This window comes from Pseudomonas fluorescens (genome assembly GCF_040448305.1).
In the GTDB taxonomy this organism is placed as follows: Bacteria; Pseudomonadota; Gammaproteobacteria; order Pseudomonadales; family Pseudomonadaceae; genus Aquipseudomonas; species Aquipseudomonas fluorescens_BH.
The window spans coordinates 4,020,272-4,037,067 of sequence record NZ_CP148752.1 but is presented as its reverse complement, the minus strand read 5'-3'; the positions used below and the strand labels follow the sequence as shown (position 1 = coordinate 4,037,067).

Annotated in this window: 15 protein-coding genes and 2 pseudogenes; 8 read left to right on the top strand and 9 right to left on the bottom strand. The window is 60.1% G+C overall.

All coding sequences use genetic code 11. From position 1 onward, the window contains the following. Positions 1–64 precede the first annotated feature (64 nt). Positions 65–2,200, bottom strand: a complete 2,136-nt coding sequence (locus WHX55_RS18300; protein ID WP_353740980.1) for a calcium-binding protein — start codon at positions 2,198–2,200, stop codon at positions 65–67. An 884-nt stretch (positions 2,201–3,084) separates the two neighbouring features. Between WHX55_RS18300 and WHX55_RS18295 the strand changes: the two genes are divergently transcribed. Both WHX55_RS18295 and WHX55_RS18290 read left to right on the top strand, forming a co-directional pair. Further along, complete coding sequence (locus tag WHX55_RS18295; RefSeq protein WP_151214345.1) at positions 3,085–3,891, top strand: lytic transglycosylase domain-containing protein; 807 nt, start codon at positions 3,085–3,087, stop codon at positions 3,889–3,891. 398 nt (positions 3,892–4,289) lie between these two features. Further along, positions 4,290–4,640, top strand: coding sequence for a BON domain-containing protein (locus WHX55_RS18290; protein ID WP_150812540.1), 351 nt, complete (start codon positions 4,290–4,292; stop codon positions 4,638–4,640). 212 nt (positions 4,641–4,852) lie between these two features. Here the strand turns inward: WHX55_RS18290 and WHX55_RS18285 are convergent, their stop codons facing one another. Then, positions 4,853–5,986: an aminotransferase class V-fold PLP-dependent enzyme gene (locus WHX55_RS18285; RefSeq protein ID WP_353740979.1), complete on the bottom strand. Its 1,134-nt coding sequence runs from the start codon at positions 5,984–5,986 to the stop codon at positions 4,853–4,855. 340 nt (positions 5,987–6,326) lie between these two features. On the opposite strand from WHX55_RS18285, the gene WHX55_RS18280 reads away from it, so the two are divergent. Further along, entirely contained in the window at positions 6,327–6,980 is a 654-nt protein-coding gene (locus WHX55_RS18280; protein WP_150754085.1) for a DUF2459 domain-containing protein, read from the top strand. A gap of 93 nt (positions 6,981–7,073) precedes the next feature. On the opposite strand, the pseudogene WHX55_RS18275 reads toward WHX55_RS18280, so the two are convergent. Then, positions 7,074–7,405: pseudogene (locus tag WHX55_RS18275) on the bottom strand (alpha/beta hydrolase); the annotation flags it as partial. A 44-nt stretch (positions 7,406–7,449) separates the two neighbouring features. Here WHX55_RS18275 and WHX55_RS18270 point away from each other — a divergent pair. The 4 genes and pseudogenes from WHX55_RS18270 to WHX55_RS18255 all read left to right on the top strand — a co-directional run. Beyond that, a pseudogene (locus WHX55_RS18270) lies at positions 7,450–7,566 on the top strand (CGNR zinc finger domain-containing protein); the annotation flags it as partial. Between the two features lie 480 nt (positions 7,567–8,046). Continuing rightward, on the top strand, positions 8,047–8,568 hold the full coding sequence (locus WHX55_RS18265; protein ID WP_353740978.1) for a DUF3016 domain-containing protein: 522 nt from the start codon (positions 8,047–8,049) through the stop codon (positions 8,566–8,568). A 136-nt stretch (positions 8,569–8,704) separates the two neighbouring features. Then, positions 8,705–8,917, top strand: coding sequence for a hypothetical protein (locus tag WHX55_RS18260; protein WP_150756657.1), 213 nt, complete (start codon positions 8,705–8,707; stop codon positions 8,915–8,917). Between the two features lie 744 nt (positions 8,918–9,661). Then, positions 9,662–10,480, top strand: a complete 819-nt coding sequence (locus WHX55_RS18255) for a hypothetical protein (RefSeq protein ID WP_353740977.1) — start codon at positions 9,662–9,664, stop codon at positions 10,478–10,480. Positions 10,481–10,630: 150 nt separating this feature from the next. Here the strand turns inward: WHX55_RS18255 and arsH are convergent, their stop codons facing one another. From arsH to WHX55_RS18235, 4 genes are read right to left on the bottom strand one after another with little or no spacing between them, the layout of a single operon-like run. Continuing rightward, positions 10,631–11,326 carry an arsenical resistance protein ArsH gene (gene arsH / locus WHX55_RS18250; protein ID WP_353740976.1) on the bottom strand — a complete coding sequence of 232 codons (696 nt, stop codon included), beginning with the start codon at positions 11,324–11,326 and terminating at the stop codon, positions 10,631–10,633. An 11-nt stretch (positions 11,327–11,337) separates the two neighbouring features. Beyond that, entirely contained in the window at positions 11,338–11,808 is a 471-nt protein-coding gene (locus tag WHX55_RS18245) for an arsenate reductase ArsC (RefSeq protein ID WP_353740975.1), read from the bottom strand. 29 nt (positions 11,809–11,837) lie between these two features. Beyond that, positions 11,838–13,121: an arsenic transporter gene (locus tag WHX55_RS18240; RefSeq protein ID WP_353740974.1), complete on the bottom strand. Its 1,284-nt coding sequence runs from the start codon at positions 13,119–13,121 to the stop codon at positions 11,838–11,840. 23 nt (positions 13,122–13,144) lie between these two features. Then, a complete protein-coding gene (locus WHX55_RS18235; protein ID WP_150725526.1) occupies positions 13,145–13,492 on the bottom strand; it encodes a metalloregulator ArsR/SmtB family transcription factor in 348 nt (115 codons plus the stop codon). A gap of 154 nt (positions 13,493–13,646) precedes the next feature. Between WHX55_RS18235 and WHX55_RS18230 the strand changes: the two genes are divergently transcribed. Then, entirely contained in the window at positions 13,647–14,150 is a 504-nt protein-coding gene (locus WHX55_RS18230) for a GNAT family N-acetyltransferase (protein WP_150758747.1), read from the top strand. A 42-nt stretch (positions 14,151–14,192) separates the two neighbouring features. Here WHX55_RS18230 and WHX55_RS18225 read toward each other — a convergent pair whose 3' ends face one another. Then, positions 14,193–15,026 carry a DUF2950 domain-containing protein gene (locus WHX55_RS18225; protein WP_353743065.1) on the bottom strand — a complete coding sequence of 278 codons (834 nt, stop codon included), beginning with the start codon at positions 15,024–15,026 and terminating at the stop codon, positions 14,193–14,195. Positions 15,027–15,106: 80 nt separating this feature from the next. Next, positions 15,107–16,660, bottom strand: a complete 1,554-nt coding sequence (locus tag WHX55_RS18220) for a DUF3300 domain-containing protein (protein WP_353740973.1) — start codon at positions 16,658–16,660, stop codon at positions 15,107–15,109. Between the last annotated feature and the right edge of the window lie 136 nt (positions 16,661–16,796).

Genomic DNA, 16,796 nt, shown 5'->3' with positions numbered 1-16,796 from the left:
AGGCCCAGACGCGAGCGACTCGGCATGCTCACGCCATCACTCGGCGTGAGCATGCGCCGATCACTCAGGCAAAGGTGAAGTCCGCCTCGGTGATGGCGGCCTGTGGGACGCCAGTCAAGGTGATGCTTCCCACATTCGGCTGACCAGTGACGGTTATGACGGCCTCGCCGAACTGTTCTCCAACGGTGAGATTCGCGAACGTGAAACCGCTGGTGCTCAGGTCGATCAGGTCAGTGCCGTCCTCGAAGTCGAAGATGGTGTCCGCTCCCCACACCGCACCGAACTGGAACTTGTCCGCACCGAGGCTCGGCTCGAAGAAGACGTCACCGACCATGAAGTCGTCGACGCTGCTGCTCACCAATACGTCGGCGCCTACGCCGCCTTCCATGACGGCGCCGCTGGGGCCCGCGGTCAAGGTGTCGTTGCCGGCGTCACCGTCGAGGTTGGACTGGAAGCCGAAGAGGTCGTCGCCCCCGAACAGCTGGTCGTCACCATCGCCGCCACTGGCATTGGCGAACTCCTGAACGATCAGAGTGTCGTTGCCGGCACCGCCGAGCAACTCGTCGAAGCCCGGGCCGCTATCGATGACGTCGTCACCGCTGCCGCCGTCGAGGAAGTCGGCTCCTTCCAGACCGAAGATCTGGTCATTACCGCCCAGGCCGAAGATGCGATCGTCGCCATCGGTGCCGGTGAGCACGTCATTACCCTCGGTGCCGGCGGTGATGAGGATCGTGTTACGACCGAAGTCGCCCGCCGTCAGGTTGTGCGTGCCCTGCAGGCGCAGGGTGAAGTCGAGGCTGTCGAGCACACCGTCGTCGTTTTCGTCGGCGATCAGCCAGGTATTGCCCGGGCGCAGGCTGTAGAACAGGTCGGTCACGCCGTTGCCACCGCCCACCAGTACGGCGCCCAGTTGCGGATTGACGTTGAACTGGCCGCGGAAGAAGAACTCATTGTTGAGTTCCAGGGTGTCGCCGCCCACTACGCCAGCGCCCTGGAAGTCGACCAGGGTGTCGAAGGTGGCGAAGGGCGAGCTGGGGTTGAAGCCGGTGAAGAACTCGAACTCGTCGTCGCCGGCGCCACCGGTGAGACTGTCCTGGCCACCTTCACCCATGATCAGGTCGTTGCCGGCGCCGCCATTGAGCATGTCGCTGCCGGGGCCGGCGAACAGTTCGTCGTTGCCGTCTTCGCCGAAGATCTGGTCATTGCCGTCGCCGCCGAAGAAGTCGTCGTCGCCCACGCCGCCGTTGAGGACGTCGTTGCCGTCGTCGCCGTCGAGGGTGTCGTTGCCTTCGCCGCCATTGACGACGTCGTTGCCAGCGCCGCCGGACATGGTGGTGTCGTTGCCGGCGCCACCGTTGATGATGTCGTTGCCATCATTGCCGGTCAGAAGGTCGCGGTCGGCGCCACCATTGATAATGTCATTGCCGTTGCCGCCGGAGATCCGGTCGATGCCCGCGTCACCGTTCAGGGTGTCGTTACCGTCGCCGCCATTGATGATGTCGTTGCCGCCATTGCCGTTGATCACATCGCCGCCGCCCAGGCCGAAGATGGTGTCGGGATCGTTGGTGCCATCGATCACATCGCCGCCTTCAGTACCGCGCAGGACGAAGGCGGTGGTGCCGAAGTCGCTCCTGACCAGGTTGTGGATGCCGTCCAGCTGCACAGCGAAGTCAGTGGCGTCGAAGATGCCGTTGTCGTTGGAGTCGGCGAACAGCAGGGTGCTGGCGGCGCCGAGGGCGAAGAAGACCTCGGTGAAGCCGTTATTGCCGAAGCCGAGGCTGGTTCCCACCGTGGGTACGCCGTTGTGGGCGCCCTGGAAGACCAGGCGGTTGGGGAAGCTGGAGAGCCGCAGGATATCGCCGCCGACCAGACCCGCACCTTCGAAGTCGGTGACGCGGTCCTGGCTCAGTGAGCTGGACTCGTTACCGGTTTCCACGGTCCAAAAGTAGCTGTCGATGCCAGCACCGCCGGTGAGGATATCGGCGCCTGCCCCGCCGTCGAGAGTGTCGTTGTCGTTGCCTGCGAGAAGTGTGTCGTTGCCGAGGTCGCCGAAGAGGTCATCGTTGCCGTCACCGCCGTCGAGAGTGTCGTTGCCGCCAAGGGCGAACACGGTGTCGTTGCCGGCCAGGCCGGTTATTTGGTCGTCTTCCTCAGTGCCGAGCAGAAAGTCATCACCTGGGGTGCCAGGGATAGTAGCCATGGTTCTACCCTCCGTTGATGGAGATGGTAAGCGTGAACTGCGTTACAGCAGATCGGGGTTAATTAGACAAGCCAAAGGGTCACAAGTACGCCACTTTGACCTCACCGTTTATCGCGCATGCAGCCGAGTGTTGATGAGCCCTGGAGCATTCGCCAACCCTCCACAGCTGCCACATGGCTAGCTCCGGAGTTCCAGGGCAGGAGAGGTTGAAAAGCTGTCATCCCCCGGTGACTTGATGAAATATCATGAAACACATAAGACTTCCCTGCGTGAACTTTCACAACGTTCTACCGCACAGAGTGAGTGACTCAGGAGGGGGAGACTCGCACTGCCAAATCCACTCGTAGCTTGGACTACGGTCCGGGGTGCGTGGGGTAATTCAGCAGCTGTGACATTCGTTTACTTCGGGCTTTGAAAACGTGATTGATATTCGCATAGGGTCGATAGCTACCCTTTACGACAGGCAGCAATCGGCCCGAAGGAGACATTCGTTTGCGTCGGGATGCCCCCTATCCAGTCGTCAGGCATTAAGCACTGTTGATATGGTCGCGTATGAACTCGATGAGCCGCTGGGTCTTTGCAGGAAGCAGCCGAGTTGCGAGTGCGCACCGTGCGCCTGACCGATGCGGACGGCGTGGCGAAGACCTTCGGGCCGGGGGATTCGTTCGTGGCGGCGGCGGGGTTCAAGGGAACCTGGGAAAATATCAAGCCTGCGCCTCGCCTGGGAACGCCGGCAGCCCGTACGTCAACGCAAGTTCCAAGGCCGGTTACAAAGGGTATAACTATCAGAACAAAAGGCGGGTCACCCGGAATAAGCCCTCCAAAGGCAGCGCCCGGGCCAGGCGCCCCAGGCCTGATCGGCGCCTGCGGCGCGGAGCGATGTGATGAGTTCCAGAGCATGGCGATGGGCTCGCAAGAGCCTTCTTGGCTGCATCCAGCTAGCCTTGCTGGTCGCTCCACTGTGCGCCAGCGCCATGTTCAAGTGCCAAGCCAGGGACGGAGCCATCAGCTACACCAGCCAAGCCATCGCCAGCGCCCGCTGCACTCGCCTGAATGGCATGGCGGGCGCAGGTAGAGGCGCCAAGGCAATGGCCCTGCCACGGGTTGTGCGGGACGACGACTCAGGCGCGGTGCGGATTCGGGTGTACACCTTCATCCACAGGGGTGTTCGTCAATATGTGAGCCGGCGCCCCGTCGGGATCTCCGCACGGGTCGATGTCCTTGAGCTCTATTACATCAAGGGCTGCTATCTGTGCATGGCGCCGAAGGATTTCAAGGTCACCTCACTGCGCCTGGACACCCAGTCCTATCGGCGAGAGATCGAAGCCGCTTCGGGTCATTATGGTGTCGACAGGGCGCTGGTCCGCGCAGTGATACATGCCGAATCGGCGTTTCGCCCCAACGCCATTTCCGAAGCCGGCGCCCAGGGGCTGATGCAGTTGATGCCCGCCACCGCCGAGCGTTTCGCCGTGGACGATCCGTTCGACGCACGACAGAACATTCGTGGCGGCGTGCGCTACCTGGCCTGGCTGCTCAAGCGCTTCAACGGCAACCAGGTACTGGCGTTGGCAGGTTACAACGCCGGCGAAGCGTCCGTGGTCGAGTACAACGGGGTGCCTCCCTACGCCGAGACGCAATCCTACGTCACCCTCGTGCAGTCCTTGACCGAACGCTATCGCAACCATCGTTAGTACCGTAGGGCGCATAACCCGGAATAGGTAATACGCCGGCCCCTCCACGGCGGATAACGCTGGCGCGTAATCCGCCCTACGAAAGCAATCAGGTTCCGCGCTCGACCGATTCTGTCGGTCGAGATCGGCAGCTATGGGTTGATCAGGGCTGATCGCAATAAGGACTGTTTGGAGTGCTCTGTAGGTGTTGCGCCTGGCACAGAGCGACCAAGGCGGACGTTCACGGGGACAGCGCTCTGACCGCAGGCAACGGCCGTACTATAATTAATTTCTGTCAATGTTTGCGTGGCGAGCTCTCCAAAACGAATCAGGTATCCATAGCGTTCACCTGAGAGGCAGAGGACGGCACAGCAAATGGGATGGACAGTACGTCTGATTACGCGAGAGAGGGTTCAGCCATGAAAATTCACTCCTTCCAGCATTACTCTCATGGTCTGGAAATGGCCGTTCACGATGCATGGATTACCGCCAAGGTGAAGTCGGCCCTGGCATTTTCCGATCCGACCCTTAGCCTGCATATCAATGTCAAAACCCATGCGGGCATAGTGGGGTTAAGCGGCCGCGTCAACACTCATAGACAGTGTGAACAGGCCATTGGTCTGGCCCGTTCGGTTCATGGTGTCGCCGAAGTCGATGCCAGCGACCTGCAGACCCATGTGTTCACGCCAGGGAGTTTTCCAGAAGCGCCCAACGCCGAAGAGAGCACTGAGCGCCGGCCACAATCGTCAACAAAGATGGACGACAAATGATAATGGCAACTTTGTAGGCGCCGCGCTCCCAGTCGGGAACCGAGGGCGCAGGGAAGCTGAATGCCTGTTTGCCCCAGAGTGAATCGCACATGGTTTCGTGGACATTTGCGACTGGCTGCTTTTGGCCGATTTCTGCCTGTCGCCACAGTCTGCTTTGGGTCGATCCAAGTCATACAGCCGCCAATCATACGCCCCGTGAAAGAGATGAGGGCTTAGTTAACCATCACCTCGTCCAGTGCCTGCTCGAGGGTGCTGACCGTGCGCTCGATATTGTGCAGCTTTTCGAGTCCGAACAGACCGATGCGGAAAGTCTGGAAGTCGGCCGGCTCGTCGCATTGCAACGGCACTCCGGCGGCGATCTGTAGGCCGTGGTCGGCAAATTTCTTGCCGCTCTTGATGTCGGCGTCATCGGTGTAGCTCACTACTACGCCAGGGGCCTGAAAGCCGGCTGCGGCCACGCTTTTGATGCCTTTGCCGGTCAACATTGCGCGCACCCGATCACCCAGAGCCTGTTGTTCGCCGCGGACCTTGTCGAAACCGTAGGCTTGCGTCTCTTTCATCACTTCGTTAAATCGCGCGAGGGAATCGCTGGGCATGGTCGCATGGTAGGCATGTCCGCCCTGTTCGTAGGCCTGCATGATCTGAAGCCACTTTTTCAGGTCGCAGGCGAAGCTGCTGCTATGCGTCTGTTCGATGCGCTCGAGGGCCAAAGAACTGAGCATCACCAGGGCGCAGCAAGGGGAGGCGCTCCAGCCTTTCTGCGGTGCGCTGATCAGCAGGTCGACTGCGCATTTCTGCATATCAACCCAAATCGTGCCTGAGGCGATGCAGTCCAGCACGAACAGGCCACCCACCGCATGCACGGCGTCGCCGACGGCCCGCAGGTACTCGTCGGGCAGGATAATCCCTGATGAGGTTTCAACGTGGGGGGCGAAGACAATCTGCGGCCTCGAAGCCTGAATGGCTGCCAGCACTTCGTCCAGAGGGGGTGGGGCGTAGGCAGCCTGGCGACCAGTGTCGACCGGTCGGGCTTTCAGCACCGTGGTGGCCGCCGGGATGTTGCCCATCTCAAGGATCTGGCTCCAGCGATAACTGAACCAGCCGTTGCGTATCACCAGACATTGCTGGTCGGTGGCAAACTGTCGCGCCACCGCTTCCATGCCGAATGTGCCGCTGCCCGGGACCACCGCAACAGCCTGGGCGTTGTAGACCTGTTTCAGGGTCCTGGAAATGTTCTTCATCACGGCTTGAAATGACTGCGACATGTGGTTCAGCGAGCGGTCGGTGTAGACCACTGAGTACTCGACCAGCCCCTCAGGATCGATACCGGGATATAGCTTTGACATGGGGTGACTCCTTTGGCAGAGATGTCAGTGGTATCGACCCTGCCCTAAGCCTTGGCAAATGACAAGATTGCTCGGGATTGAATTGCGACTTCTCAGGCAATTACCTATGCACAAGTAAAATGGTGCAACTGCCCCCAGTCCGGTTGGTCGACAACGATGGCGCAACGCAGCAATCAGGTTACACCTAGTCTGTCCACTGACTGCTTATGGCCGATTTCTGCCTGCCGCGATTGTCCATGGATGCCTGCTTGATGGTGCGAGCCAGCTTCTATGCTTGTATACAGCACCCACCCCTGCCGTGGTTTTCCACGTTCGTTAGCGAGCCTCCAAACCCTTGTACATGCGCATTGTAGTGCTGGCCCTGATCCTGACGCTGTTCGGCTGCGCTACCGCGTCGGACCCGCCGAGGGGCGAGGGTGGCGATTGGCGGTCCTTCTATGTAGTAAATCATGGCCTGCATACCGGGTTGGCAATTGCGCGCCCCGATCTACTTCAGGTGCTTCCCGCACTGGCCGAAGAGTTCGGCGACGGCGACTTCGTTGAGTTCGGCTGGGGTGACGAGGACTTTTACCGAGCCCCACAGGCCACCTTGAGCCTCGCCCTGCGAGCCTTGTCCGGGTCGACGGCAACCGTGCTGCATGCGGTCAAGATTGACGGAGACCCCAGGCGGCGTTTCGCCGCAAGCGAGGTCATCGAGGTGCGGGTGACGGAGGACGGCTACCGGCGACTGCTCGCGTTCGTGGCCGGGACCTTCACCCACTCAGCGACGGGCACCTTGGCGGTGCTCGGGCCTGGCCTGTATGGAGAGAGCCGGTTCTACCAGGCCGAGGGTAGCTATTCGCTGTTTTATACCTGCAATACCTGGGTCGCAGAGGCGCTGGCCGCGAGCAGCTGCCCAATGTCGCCTACAGCGGTAATTACGGCGGGGAACGTCATGTCGCAGTTACGCCGGGCGACAGCGGTCGGTGCAGCCTGCCTGGTTACCCATCAGTGAGTTTAAAAACTGACTGTAGCGCCCGTCGTCTAACCAGACGTGGGGTACAGACACTGTTGGCACGAACAAGGCAGCGCGTCGACAGTGCAAATCTCAGTTGATATGGCTGCCCACTACTTCACCAATTCGCTGAGCAATATGCTCGGCGTGGGTCTCCAGCGCGAAGTGGCCAGTATCCAGTAACTCGATCACCGCATTCGGGTTGTCACGCTTGTAGGCCTCGGCACCTGGCGGAATGAAAAGCGGATCGCCCTTGCCCCAGATCGCTCCAACAAAAACGCGTCCAGATAATAACCCTCGGGTGCAATGAGTTCGGGGTTGCTCACGCCTGCCACATACTGCCAACGTGTGCCTTCCAGGTGCAGGATGGCATCGTTGATCACCTGGCGGTTGGCTTGCGTCGGCTCGGCCCAATACTGGCGGATCGACGACGGAAGTGGCGGCGGGTGACGGGCTTTTGCTCGATCAATTGATGTTTTATGACCGCACCAAGTCGCACAAACGGCGCTGGTGCAGCATGGCGTTATGCGGAAACCGGCATAAGGTCGCCGAGTTCCGCAAGCGACGTCAAAGTGCTGCGGACTAGGCATTTCGATTGCCCCGCTCAATGGCGACCAGATGATCAACAAGCTCATCGACGTATTACGAGGGGATATCAAGGCCATCCATGAGAAGCGCCGGGAGGGCTGGAAAACGAAAAATCCCGGCATCAGGCCGGGCTCTCTGTAGAGGGGCCAAATCCCTTTGGCTGTTTGCATTTTGCTTTGTGGATGTGACGAAGGTGTGACGGGGCAGATACAAAAAGCCCGGCACGGTTGTGCTTCATACCGTACGTCTAATGCGGTGAATTCCCTCAAGTGTTCCGACTTCAACCGTAAAACACTTGGGAGAAGGGGTATGTACGAGGACGCGAAGGCACAGGCGTTTTCCGCCTGGCATGAGTTGCTGATGTGATGTCAATTAACAGTCTCCGCGATAGATCATGTCTGTGCCCTGACATGCACCTCAGGCGTAAACTAAACACGGTGCAGCATGCATTGAAAAGCGCTGCACCTGGAGGTGAGCCATGCGCTCCATTACCGTTTACACCTCGATCGCACTGCTGGCGCTATTGATGGTGCCACTTGCCACCGCAGCGACTTCGGTCGAAGTCGTCTTCAACAACCCCGAAAAATTCAGCGATGCCAGCCTTGATAGTCCGGGCTATGAACGTGGTGCCGATCCTTATGTCATGAAAGAGCTGCGTAGCTACATCCAGAAGCTTGGCGAGCGGTACCTGCCCCCCGGCCAGCAGCTGCAAATTGAAATACGCAACATCGACCTGGCCGGTCGCTATGAACCTTGGAGGCCTAATGCCTATGAGGTGCGCTTCATGCGCGACATCACCTGGCCGAGCATCGATCTACATTACGTGCTCAAACAAAACGGCCAGATCGTGAGCCAGGCCGACGCCAGGGTCATGGATCAGCTCTACCTCCAGCGTCCGGGGCGTGCCAACAGAAGTGACAGGCTCTACTCCGAGAAGGCCATGCTCTCGGACTGGTTCCACAGACAATTCGCCGGGCAACATCAGAGCGGGTTGAATTGAACCACCCTGCACTCTGAATCACCCGTCCGGTATGGGACGTATGAGTCAGAAACGAAAAGCCTGATGCCGTACGTCGAATGCGGTGAATTCCCTCAAATGTTCCGACTTCTACCGAAAAACACCTGGGAGAAGGGTCATGTACGATGACGTGAAGGCACGGGCGTTTTACGCTTGGCATGAGTTACTGATGAACCCCGAAGATCAGATGGATGCGCAGCAGCAGTACGACGAACTGCTTCGGCTTGCTGACAATTTTCGGAAGAAAGGAATTATTGATCCGAAAGAGCGCAAGACCTTGATAGAGATCGCGACGGTTGCCTATGCACGCGCCGTGGAAGGCGCTGGGTAATCGAATCGCAGGCAAAGAAAAGCCCGCGTGGGGAGCGCGGGCTAAAAAATCACGAAGGAGCTGTGTGCACCCTATATTGCGAGTGGTGAAAAACTTGTGAAAGTGCAGAAAAAATCCCGGCAATGGTCGGGTTCTCTGTAGACGGGCCAAATCCATTGGCTGATCGCATTGTGCTTGGTGAGTGTGACGAAGGTGTGATGGGCGCGGAAACAGAAAGCCCGGTGCCGGGCCGTAATGGCGGGGCAGAATTACCAGAGAATACAGTGCTTTTCAGTGATGAGAATGGCGAGGTACAACCCAATATAGATAGTCCGTCCCACCTTCAACGATATTGGTAACGGTTGGACCCGCAGCTGATGAAAATGGTCGATGAGCAGTCGTCCAATGCCAGCACAGGAAAGGAAGCCAGTGCCATGACGGGTTCTTTGAAATACTCCGGTTCTCTGGACGCGTAAGTCTGCTCCCGGTTTATTCCATTGAAAAAACCACTCGTTCCATGTGTCAGTCCCGATTCTGTTTTTTTGAACTCGGGCTGAAAGCACTTATCCAAAAAAAATGTGGGATTGTTTCCCACGCTACGATGCCAACTGGCTCTGAGGGATCGTGCGGATACCGCAGTGGCTCGTTAATGCTGCAGATTTATGGCCGTGCCGGTTGGGCGGCTGCTCCAATGGGCGGCCGGGAACTCACTGGACATTGCGTTCGATACGGAGATGAGTACGCAACTCCATGCGGAGGTGCATCATGCTGCTCAAGAAATGTTTGTTGGCTATGGCCATCGGCGGAGTCCTGTCGGCATCGACTGTCCTGGTGCCCGATTACATCGGTAGTTTCTCCAGCGTGTATGCCAAGGATGGCGGCGGTGGTGGCGGTAGCGGAGGCGGCGGTGGTCACGGCGGTGGCGGTGGCTCCGGAGGCGGTGGTCACGGTGGTGACGGCGGTGGCGGTCACGGTGACGGCGGCGATGGAGGAAAGGGTGGTGATCATGGTGCTGCAGGCCATGACGGCGACGGTCATGGAGGCCCGGGGCGCGGCGATGCTGACCATGGTGGTGTAGCCGGGAACAAAGGCCCGGGCAATGCTCATGACAACGACGCTGACGACGCTGATCATGATGCTGACAACGATGCCGCCGATGCAGCCAGGGACGCGGCCAGGGCTGATGCCAATGCAGCCCGGGACGCAGCCAGAGCGACTGCGGATGCAGCCCGTGATGCGGCAAAAGCGACTGCAGATTCCGCCCGTGACGCCGCCAGGGCTGAAGCAGATGCAGCCCGGGATGCCGCAAAAGCTGCTGGCGTAGCTGGCGCCGATGCAGACGCCGCCAGAGACGCTGCCCGGGCCACCGCGGATGCAGCCAGGGACGCCGCCAAGGCCGAAGCAGATGCCGCCAGGGATGCTGCCCGGGCTACCGCGGATGCCGCGAGGGACGCTGCCAAAGCCGAGGCGAAGGCAGCCAGAGAGGCCGCAAAAGCCGTGGCGAAGGACGCCAGAGAGGATATGGCGGACGCCCCGGATGCTCCGGACGAACCGGATTTCGACGCGGTTGAGGTCGAGAACTGAACCTGCACGTTCGGCAATGAACACGGCAGGCATACCGTAGAAAACGTCCCGGGAGCGTGAGGGACGTATCGGCAAAGAGTCGCAAGCCCTGGAACGTCGTGGGGTTTGCGACTTTTTTCGGCTATCGAGCCAAGGGGAGCATTTCTACAGTCAGATCGACCGCTGATTCACGCGCTGAGTCAGCTCTTGCGCGGACTCTTTGCGTTCCGAGTAGCGGTCAACCAGATCGGGGCGATCCCGTAGCAGCAGGGTAAATTTCACCAGTTCCTCCATGACGTCCACCACCCTGTCGTACAGCGACGAGGGTTTCATGCGATTGGCGTCGTCAAACTCCAGAAAAGCCTTTGGCACGGAAGATTGATTGGGGATGGTGAACATGCGCATCCAGCGCCCCAGCACACGAAGCTGATTCACCGCATTGAAGGACTGGGAACCGCCGCAGACCTGCATGACCGCGAGGGTTTTTCCCTGGGTTGGGCGAACCGCGCCCAACGCCAGCGGCACCCAGTCGATTTGCGCCTTGAACACCGCAGACATGGAACCGTGGCGCTCTGGCGAGCACCAGACCTGTCCTTCGGACCATTGCATCAGTTCGAGCAGTTCCTGGACTTTCGGGTGATCGGAGGGCGCGTCGTCCGGTAGCGGCAGGCCAGATGGATTGAAGATCCGTGTCTCGGCGCCGAAGTGTTCGAGCAACCGGGCCGCTTCCTCGACCAGCAGGCGACTGAACGACCGCGCACGAGTCGAACCGTATAGCAACAGGATGCGCGGCTTGTGCTGGTCGTCGCGTCCATGGGCGATGGGCTGGGTCAGTGACGTGTCGAGATGGGGCAGGGGATGGGTCATGGGGGCTCCGGTCAAAGCGTGCCGATGCGGTCGAGTTCTCGCTTCAGCGCATCGCGGTCAAGTTGTGCAAAAGGCAGGTCGAGCAATGCCCGGCAGCGCGTTTCGATGCGCGCCAGGGTTGAGTGGAACGCCGCCGATACTGTCGCTTCATCGCCCATAATGTCCGATGGGTCTTCCAGGCCCCAATGAGCTTTCAGTGCCGGCCCGAAATACACGGGGCACGCCTCACCGGCGGCATTGTCGCAGACCGTAATGACGATGTCCGGCGGGTTGGCTTCGAAAGCCTCATTGCCTTTGCTGCTCAAGCCGTCGATGGCGATGCCGGCTTCTTGCAACGTGCTCAGGCTGCGGGGCAGCACCTGGCCCTTGGGGAAGCTGCCGGCACTGATCGCCTCAAAACCTTGCGGGGCGAGATGGTTGAACATGGCTTCGGACAGGATGCTGCGACAGCTATTGGCGGTACACATAAACAGAACGCGCATGGTGACTCCTCTTTGCAGTCGCACAGGGGCTAAACGCTCAGGCGCAGGGCCAGGGCAGACAAGGTGATGAATAGAATCGGCAGCGTCAGGACCACGCCGACCTTGAAGTAGTAACCCCAGGTAATGCGGATGCCCTTGCGCTCCAGTACATGCAGCCAGAGCAGGGTGGCCAGGCTGCCGATGGGGGTGATTTTTGGGCCCAGGTCGGAACCGATGACATTGGCGTAGATCATGGCTTCACGCACCACACCGGTGGCGTCGCTGGCCTGAATCGACAGGGCGCCCACCAGCACCGTGGGCATGTTGTTCATGCCCGATGACAGCAAGGCCGTGAGCAGGCCCGTGCCCAATGCGGCGCCCCAGATGCCGAATTCGGTCATGCGGTTCAGGGCCATGGTCATGTAGGTGGTCAGCCCGGCGTTTTTCAGCCCGTACACCACCAGGTACATGCCCAGCGAAAAGATCACGACCTGCCAAGGCGCCTCACGCAGCACCCGTCGCGTTGAAATCACATGCCCACGCGCCGCCACGGCGAACAGCATCGCGGCACAGACCGCTGCGATGGCGCTGATCGGAATGCCCAAGGGTTCCAGCGCAAACAGCCCGATCAGCAGCAGAGCCAGGACAAGCCAGCCGACGCGGAAGGTCAGGGGATCACGCACGGCGCGTCGCGGATCCATCACGTCATCGAGAGAGTAGTGCGTGGGAATGTCGCGCCGGAAAAACCAGTACAGCACCACGAGCGTAGTCGCCACGGCAACGAAGTTGACCGGCACCATGATGGCGGCGTACTCGCTGAAGCCCAGGTCGAAGTAGTCGGCCGAAACGATGTTGACCAGGTTGGACACCACCAGGGGCAAGCTCGCCGTGTCGGCAATGAAACCGGCCGCCATGACGAACGCCAGGGTAGACGCTGGCGAAAAACGCAGTGCGAACAGAATTGAAACAACGATGGGGGTCAGGATCAGGGCTGCACCGTCATTGGCAAACAGAGCGGATACGCCGGCCCCCAGCAGTATCGTGAATACGAACAGGCGACGGCCGTCACCCTTGGCCCAGCGCGCTACATGCAACGCCGCCCACTGGAAAAACCCGGCCTCATCGAGCAGCAGACTGATGATGATGAGCGAGATGAAGGTCGCGGTGGCGTTCCAGACAATGCCCCACACCAGTGGAATATCGTCCAGCGTCACGACGCCGGCAAGCAGTGCCAGGATGGCTCCCAGGGAGGCGCTCCAGCCGACGCCCAGGCCCTTGGGTTGCCAGATGACCAGCACCATGGTGAGCAGGAAAATGCTAAACGCAGTAAACATGCACAGTCTCGATGAGTGAAGGGTCAGCAGCAGGCGGAAGTGTTGAGCGGACGGTCGCCCATCGCGGCAAGGCGAGTGCTGTTGCCCGCAAGCCAGTCGGCGTTTGCCAGCAAGGTTGTCTCGAGAACGTCGCGAACCCACGCGGGCAGATCGGGGTTGAGCCGGTAATACACCCACTGCCCCTGGCGGCGGTCGAGAAGCAGGCCGCAGCCGCGAAGCTGGGCGAGATGGCGGGAAATTTTAGGCTGACTGTCGTCCAGGGCGCAGACCAGCTCACACACGCATAACTCGCCTTCACGAGTGATGAGCAAAGTGGCCCGGGCGCGGGTTTCGTCAGCCAGACATTTGAATACGGCGGCAGGATTGAGCATTGGCGTGGTTCGATACATATGGTTATTCGAATATACGATTTTCCATATGTATTGTGCAAGCCGCTCGGGCTCGAGAAGGGGAAGGCTCGGCCCGGATGTTCAGGTATGGGATAGACTCGAGCCTTTTCGGCACAAGGCACAGGAGAGGTAGTGAATGGAATCATTTAGCGTACGCGAGCTGAAAATGACTGACGCTCAAGCGTTGCTGGCTTTCGAAATCCAGAACCGTGAATGGTTCGAATCCCATATCGATGCGCGCGCCCCTTCCTTTTACTCGTTGCAGGGGGTCACCGATCATATCGAAAGTTATTTATCCGATTTCGCCATCGGCGCCTGGCACCCCTTTGTCATCGAGGATTCCAGCCAGAGAATCGTCGGTCGAGCCAATCTGAAAAGCATCGACTCATTGACGGGCTCCGCGCAGGTGGGCTATCGGATCGGTCAGCGCGCATGCGGCCAGGGGCTGGCAACACTGGCGCTGAGGCACCTGATCCAGGAGGCACGGATGCGCTGGGGACTTGCGCAACTGGTTGCGTATGCCTTCAGGGAAAACGCCGGCTCCAGAAAAGTACTGGATCGGTGCGGATTCAAGCTTGAGCAACCCTCCTGTCACGACAACAAGGGGGGCGAAGACCGATTCGTCCTGTCGATCAGATAACTGCTTTCAACCGTTCCGCAGGCTTGTAGCAGGTCACGCCTGCTACTCCTGATCTTCAGCCACCTCTTTCCAGCTGTCATCCGGATCAAAGCGCTTCATCGCTAGCGCCAGTTTTTCACCACCGGGGCCCAGGTCTTTCTCGAACACCTGGCCTTCATGACTGATCATGAAACTCATCACGCCGGTGTCGTTGTACTTCACCGGCCAGGCAATCAGCGCAAAGCCCCGGCTCATCTTGTCACCGATGAGGTAGCTGTAGGCACCGCCCGGTGCTGAAGGACCCTGGCCATGAAGGATGCGGAAGCGGTAACCATGCCACTCTTCGTCGGCAATGGCTTTGCCGAACGAAGGCCCCAACGGGCTGATCTGGTCGCTGTCGTCTTCGGCCCAATAGAGTCCGTCGTGCTTGCCGGGGGTGCTGAAGATTTTCTGCGCATACTCGAGTGCGCCGTCATCGTCTCGATCCACCGACGCATAGTCCATCTGGGCGTCGTGGTAGGCCAGCACCGATTGCACCGCGGCCAGTTCATTGCGGCCGATTTGACGTGCACGGATCTCGGCACTGCCGGCCTTCATGTCGAAGCGCCAACCGTCCGCGGCTTTGGTCATGGGGATGGGCAGTGTCCAGTTCTTGCTGCCAACCGCCAGGATGGCCTTGCGCCCGCTGGTGTTTTCAATGTGGTGTTGCTCGCGGTACTGCTGCAAAAACGCATCCACATCTTCGCGCTGTACGCCTTCGCGGGGGATGTAGCTGTGCCAGTCGCTGCCCAACAGCTCGGTCAGGCGTGCCTGGTCGGAGTGTTCGGTGCCCAGTGCTTCGACAAAGGCTTGTGCTGCCTTTTCCGGGGTTGGAAAGGCCTGCTGTGCCGTCGCCATGCACGACCACAACAAGCCGGCGGCTATCGCCAGGACATGAGGGAGCAAACCCGTGAGTCCCTTCAATCGAGGATGGTTTTTCAACGACGGCCCCCCCTTTGACGCGCTGGTGGATTGGACGGCCGACTGACCTGGTGACCGGCTGAACGCGAGGCGCTGGGGCGTTGGGCGGATGCCTGGCTGGCCCGCCCACGATTGGCCTGGACGTTGGCCTGGGACGGTGAACGTGCGCCGGCGAACGCATTGTTGCGGGCACTGCCGGCACTGGCGGCGGGCCGTTTATTCGTCGCTTGCCGCGTCTGCGCGGAGCCTTCTCTGCGCTGATCCAACTGGGAACTCTGGTTCCTGGCCTGCTGAGTCTCTCTCCTGGGCTGCTGGTTCTCCCGGGTGTTTCTGGCCGTGCCCTGGCTTCTGTCAGCCGCCTTGGGCCTGTCTGCACCGGCCTGCAGCCGATCGCCGCCTGCGGTTGCGGACTGGAGTTTGCGCGTTTGATCACGGGCTTCGCGGTTGCTGGTGGCAGGTCGTTCGATACCGTGCCTGTCCATTGAGGTGCGGGCATTTTCACGGGCCTGGGCGCGTTGGGCATTGTCCCCGCGATAGGCTTCACGCTGACTGGCGCCGTTCAGTTGCCGGCCGTACTGTGCGCGGCTCGCATTGTCTCGATAGGGCACGCCATTGCGATGCACTGGGTTGTGCTGCCATTTGTTGTTGGTGATCCGGTTGTTGGCATTGATGTTGTTGTAGCGATTGACGTCGATGTCGACGTCGTTATTGCCCCAGTCACATTCACCCCACAACGATCCAATGATCGCCACACCGGCACCAAACGCGAGTCCGGCCATCAGGGCCTGACCAGGGTAATAGGCCGGTGGCGGTGGATAGTACGCGGGCGGTGACGCCGGGTAGGGCCAGGTGCCGTAGGTGGTCGTCGGGTTATACGTGGGGACGTACACCACCTGCGGATCGGCAGGCTGAATGATGATGGTGGAGTTGCTGGCCGGGGCCGCTTCAGGGGCTGGAGCCGGTGCCGCAGTCGTGGTCGCCGGTGCCGGCGCCGCGACATTCTGGATCGTCACGTTCTGGTATTGGTTGCTCTGCAGATTGCCCGCTGCCTGTGCCTGGCGACGCAAGCGTTGCGCGCTTTCCATGAGATCGTCGGGCTGCGCCAGGAAGGCATCACCCAGGCGCTGGACCCAGACGGGATCCTGTCCCAGCAATGCCAGAACCTGCGGGAAGGCGACCAGCGCCTGTACGCTCGGATCCCAGGGCTGGTTCGCCACCTGTTTGACCGCATCGTCACCCTTGGCGTCCGGGTGCGCTTTGGACCAGCTGACCGCCTCGCCAACTTCCCCGGGGTAAGTGGTGGCCATCAGTACCTGTGCAAACAGTGGGTCCGGGTAAAGCGCAATGGGCGCCAGCATCTGATCCAGCTGTTCCTGGGTAAATACCGGATCCTTGGTCACCGGGGCGGCGGGCGCTGTAGTGGCCGCGCTTGCCGGTGCCGGTGCGGGGGCGGCGGCGGGCGCCGGAACCGGGGCTGGTGCGGCAGCGGTCCCATCCGAACCCAGTGCCAGGCACGAAGATCCGCTCAAAAACAGTACGGCCGACAACGCGTAAAGTAATGGATTGTGCATTGCACCCCCCATGGGGTCAGGCAGGCTTGAAATGAGTGGATCTATCCCTGGCAGGTGAAGCCGACTTTGCAAGCCACAGAGCCCGGCCTCGACACCGCTTTCTAATGGTAGCAGTTGATTCGAAGGATCAAGGCGG

What these genes read in the sequence shown, in the direction of transcription:
- WHX55_RS18300 (WP_353740980.1), bottom strand. Translation starts at nt 2,200, where the DNA reads ATGGCTACTATCCCTGGCACCCCAGGTGATGACTTTCTGCTCGGCACT.
- WHX55_RS18295 (WP_151214345.1), top strand. Translation starts at nt 3,085, where the DNA reads ATGAGTTCCAGAGCATGGCGATGGGCTCGCAAGAGCCTTCTTGGCTGC.
- WHX55_RS18290 (WP_150812540.1), top strand. Translation starts at nt 4,290, where the DNA reads ATGAAAATTCACTCCTTCCAGCATTACTCTCATGGTCTGGAAATGGCC.
- WHX55_RS18285 (WP_353740979.1), bottom strand. Translation starts at nt 5,986, where the DNA reads ATGTCAAAGCTATATCCCGGTATCGATCCTGAGGGGCTGGTCGAGTAC.
- WHX55_RS18280 (WP_150754085.1), top strand. Translation starts at nt 6,327, where the DNA reads ATGCGCATTGTAGTGCTGGCCCTGATCCTGACGCTGTTCGGCTGCGCT.
- WHX55_RS18265 (WP_353740978.1), top strand. Translation starts at nt 8,047, where the DNA reads ATGCGCTCCATTACCGTTTACACCTCGATCGCACTGCTGGCGCTATTG.
- WHX55_RS18260 (WP_150756657.1), top strand. Translation starts at nt 8,705, where the DNA reads ATGTACGATGACGTGAAGGCACGGGCGTTTTACGCTTGGCATGAGTTA.
- WHX55_RS18255 (WP_353740977.1), top strand. Translation starts at nt 9,662, where the DNA reads ATGCTGCTCAAGAAATGTTTGTTGGCTATGGCCATCGGCGGAGTCCTG.
- arsH (WP_353740976.1), bottom strand. Translation starts at nt 11,326, where the DNA reads ATGACCCATCCCCTGCCCCATCTCGACACGTCACTGACCCAGCCCATC.
- WHX55_RS18245 (WP_353740975.1), bottom strand. Translation starts at nt 11,808, where the DNA reads ATGCGCGTTCTGTTTATGTGTACCGCCAATAGCTGTCGCAGCATCCTG.
- WHX55_RS18240 (WP_353740974.1), bottom strand. Translation starts at nt 13,121, where the DNA reads ATGTTTACTGCGTTTAGCATTTTCCTGCTCACCATGGTGCTGGTCATC.
- WHX55_RS18235 (WP_150725526.1), bottom strand. Translation starts at nt 13,492, where the DNA reads ATGCTCAATCCTGCCGCCGTATTCAAATGTCTGGCTGACGAAACCCGC.
- WHX55_RS18230 (WP_150758747.1), top strand. Translation starts at nt 13,647, where the DNA reads ATGGAATCATTTAGCGTACGCGAGCTGAAAATGACTGACGCTCAAGCG.
- WHX55_RS18225 (WP_353743065.1), bottom strand. Translation starts at nt 15,026, where the DNA reads ATGGCGACGGCACAGCAGGCCTTTCCAACCCCGGAAAAGGCAGCACAA.
- WHX55_RS18220 (WP_353740973.1), bottom strand. Translation starts at nt 16,660, where the DNA reads ATGCACAATCCATTACTTTACGCGTTGTCGGCCGTACTGTTTTTGAGC.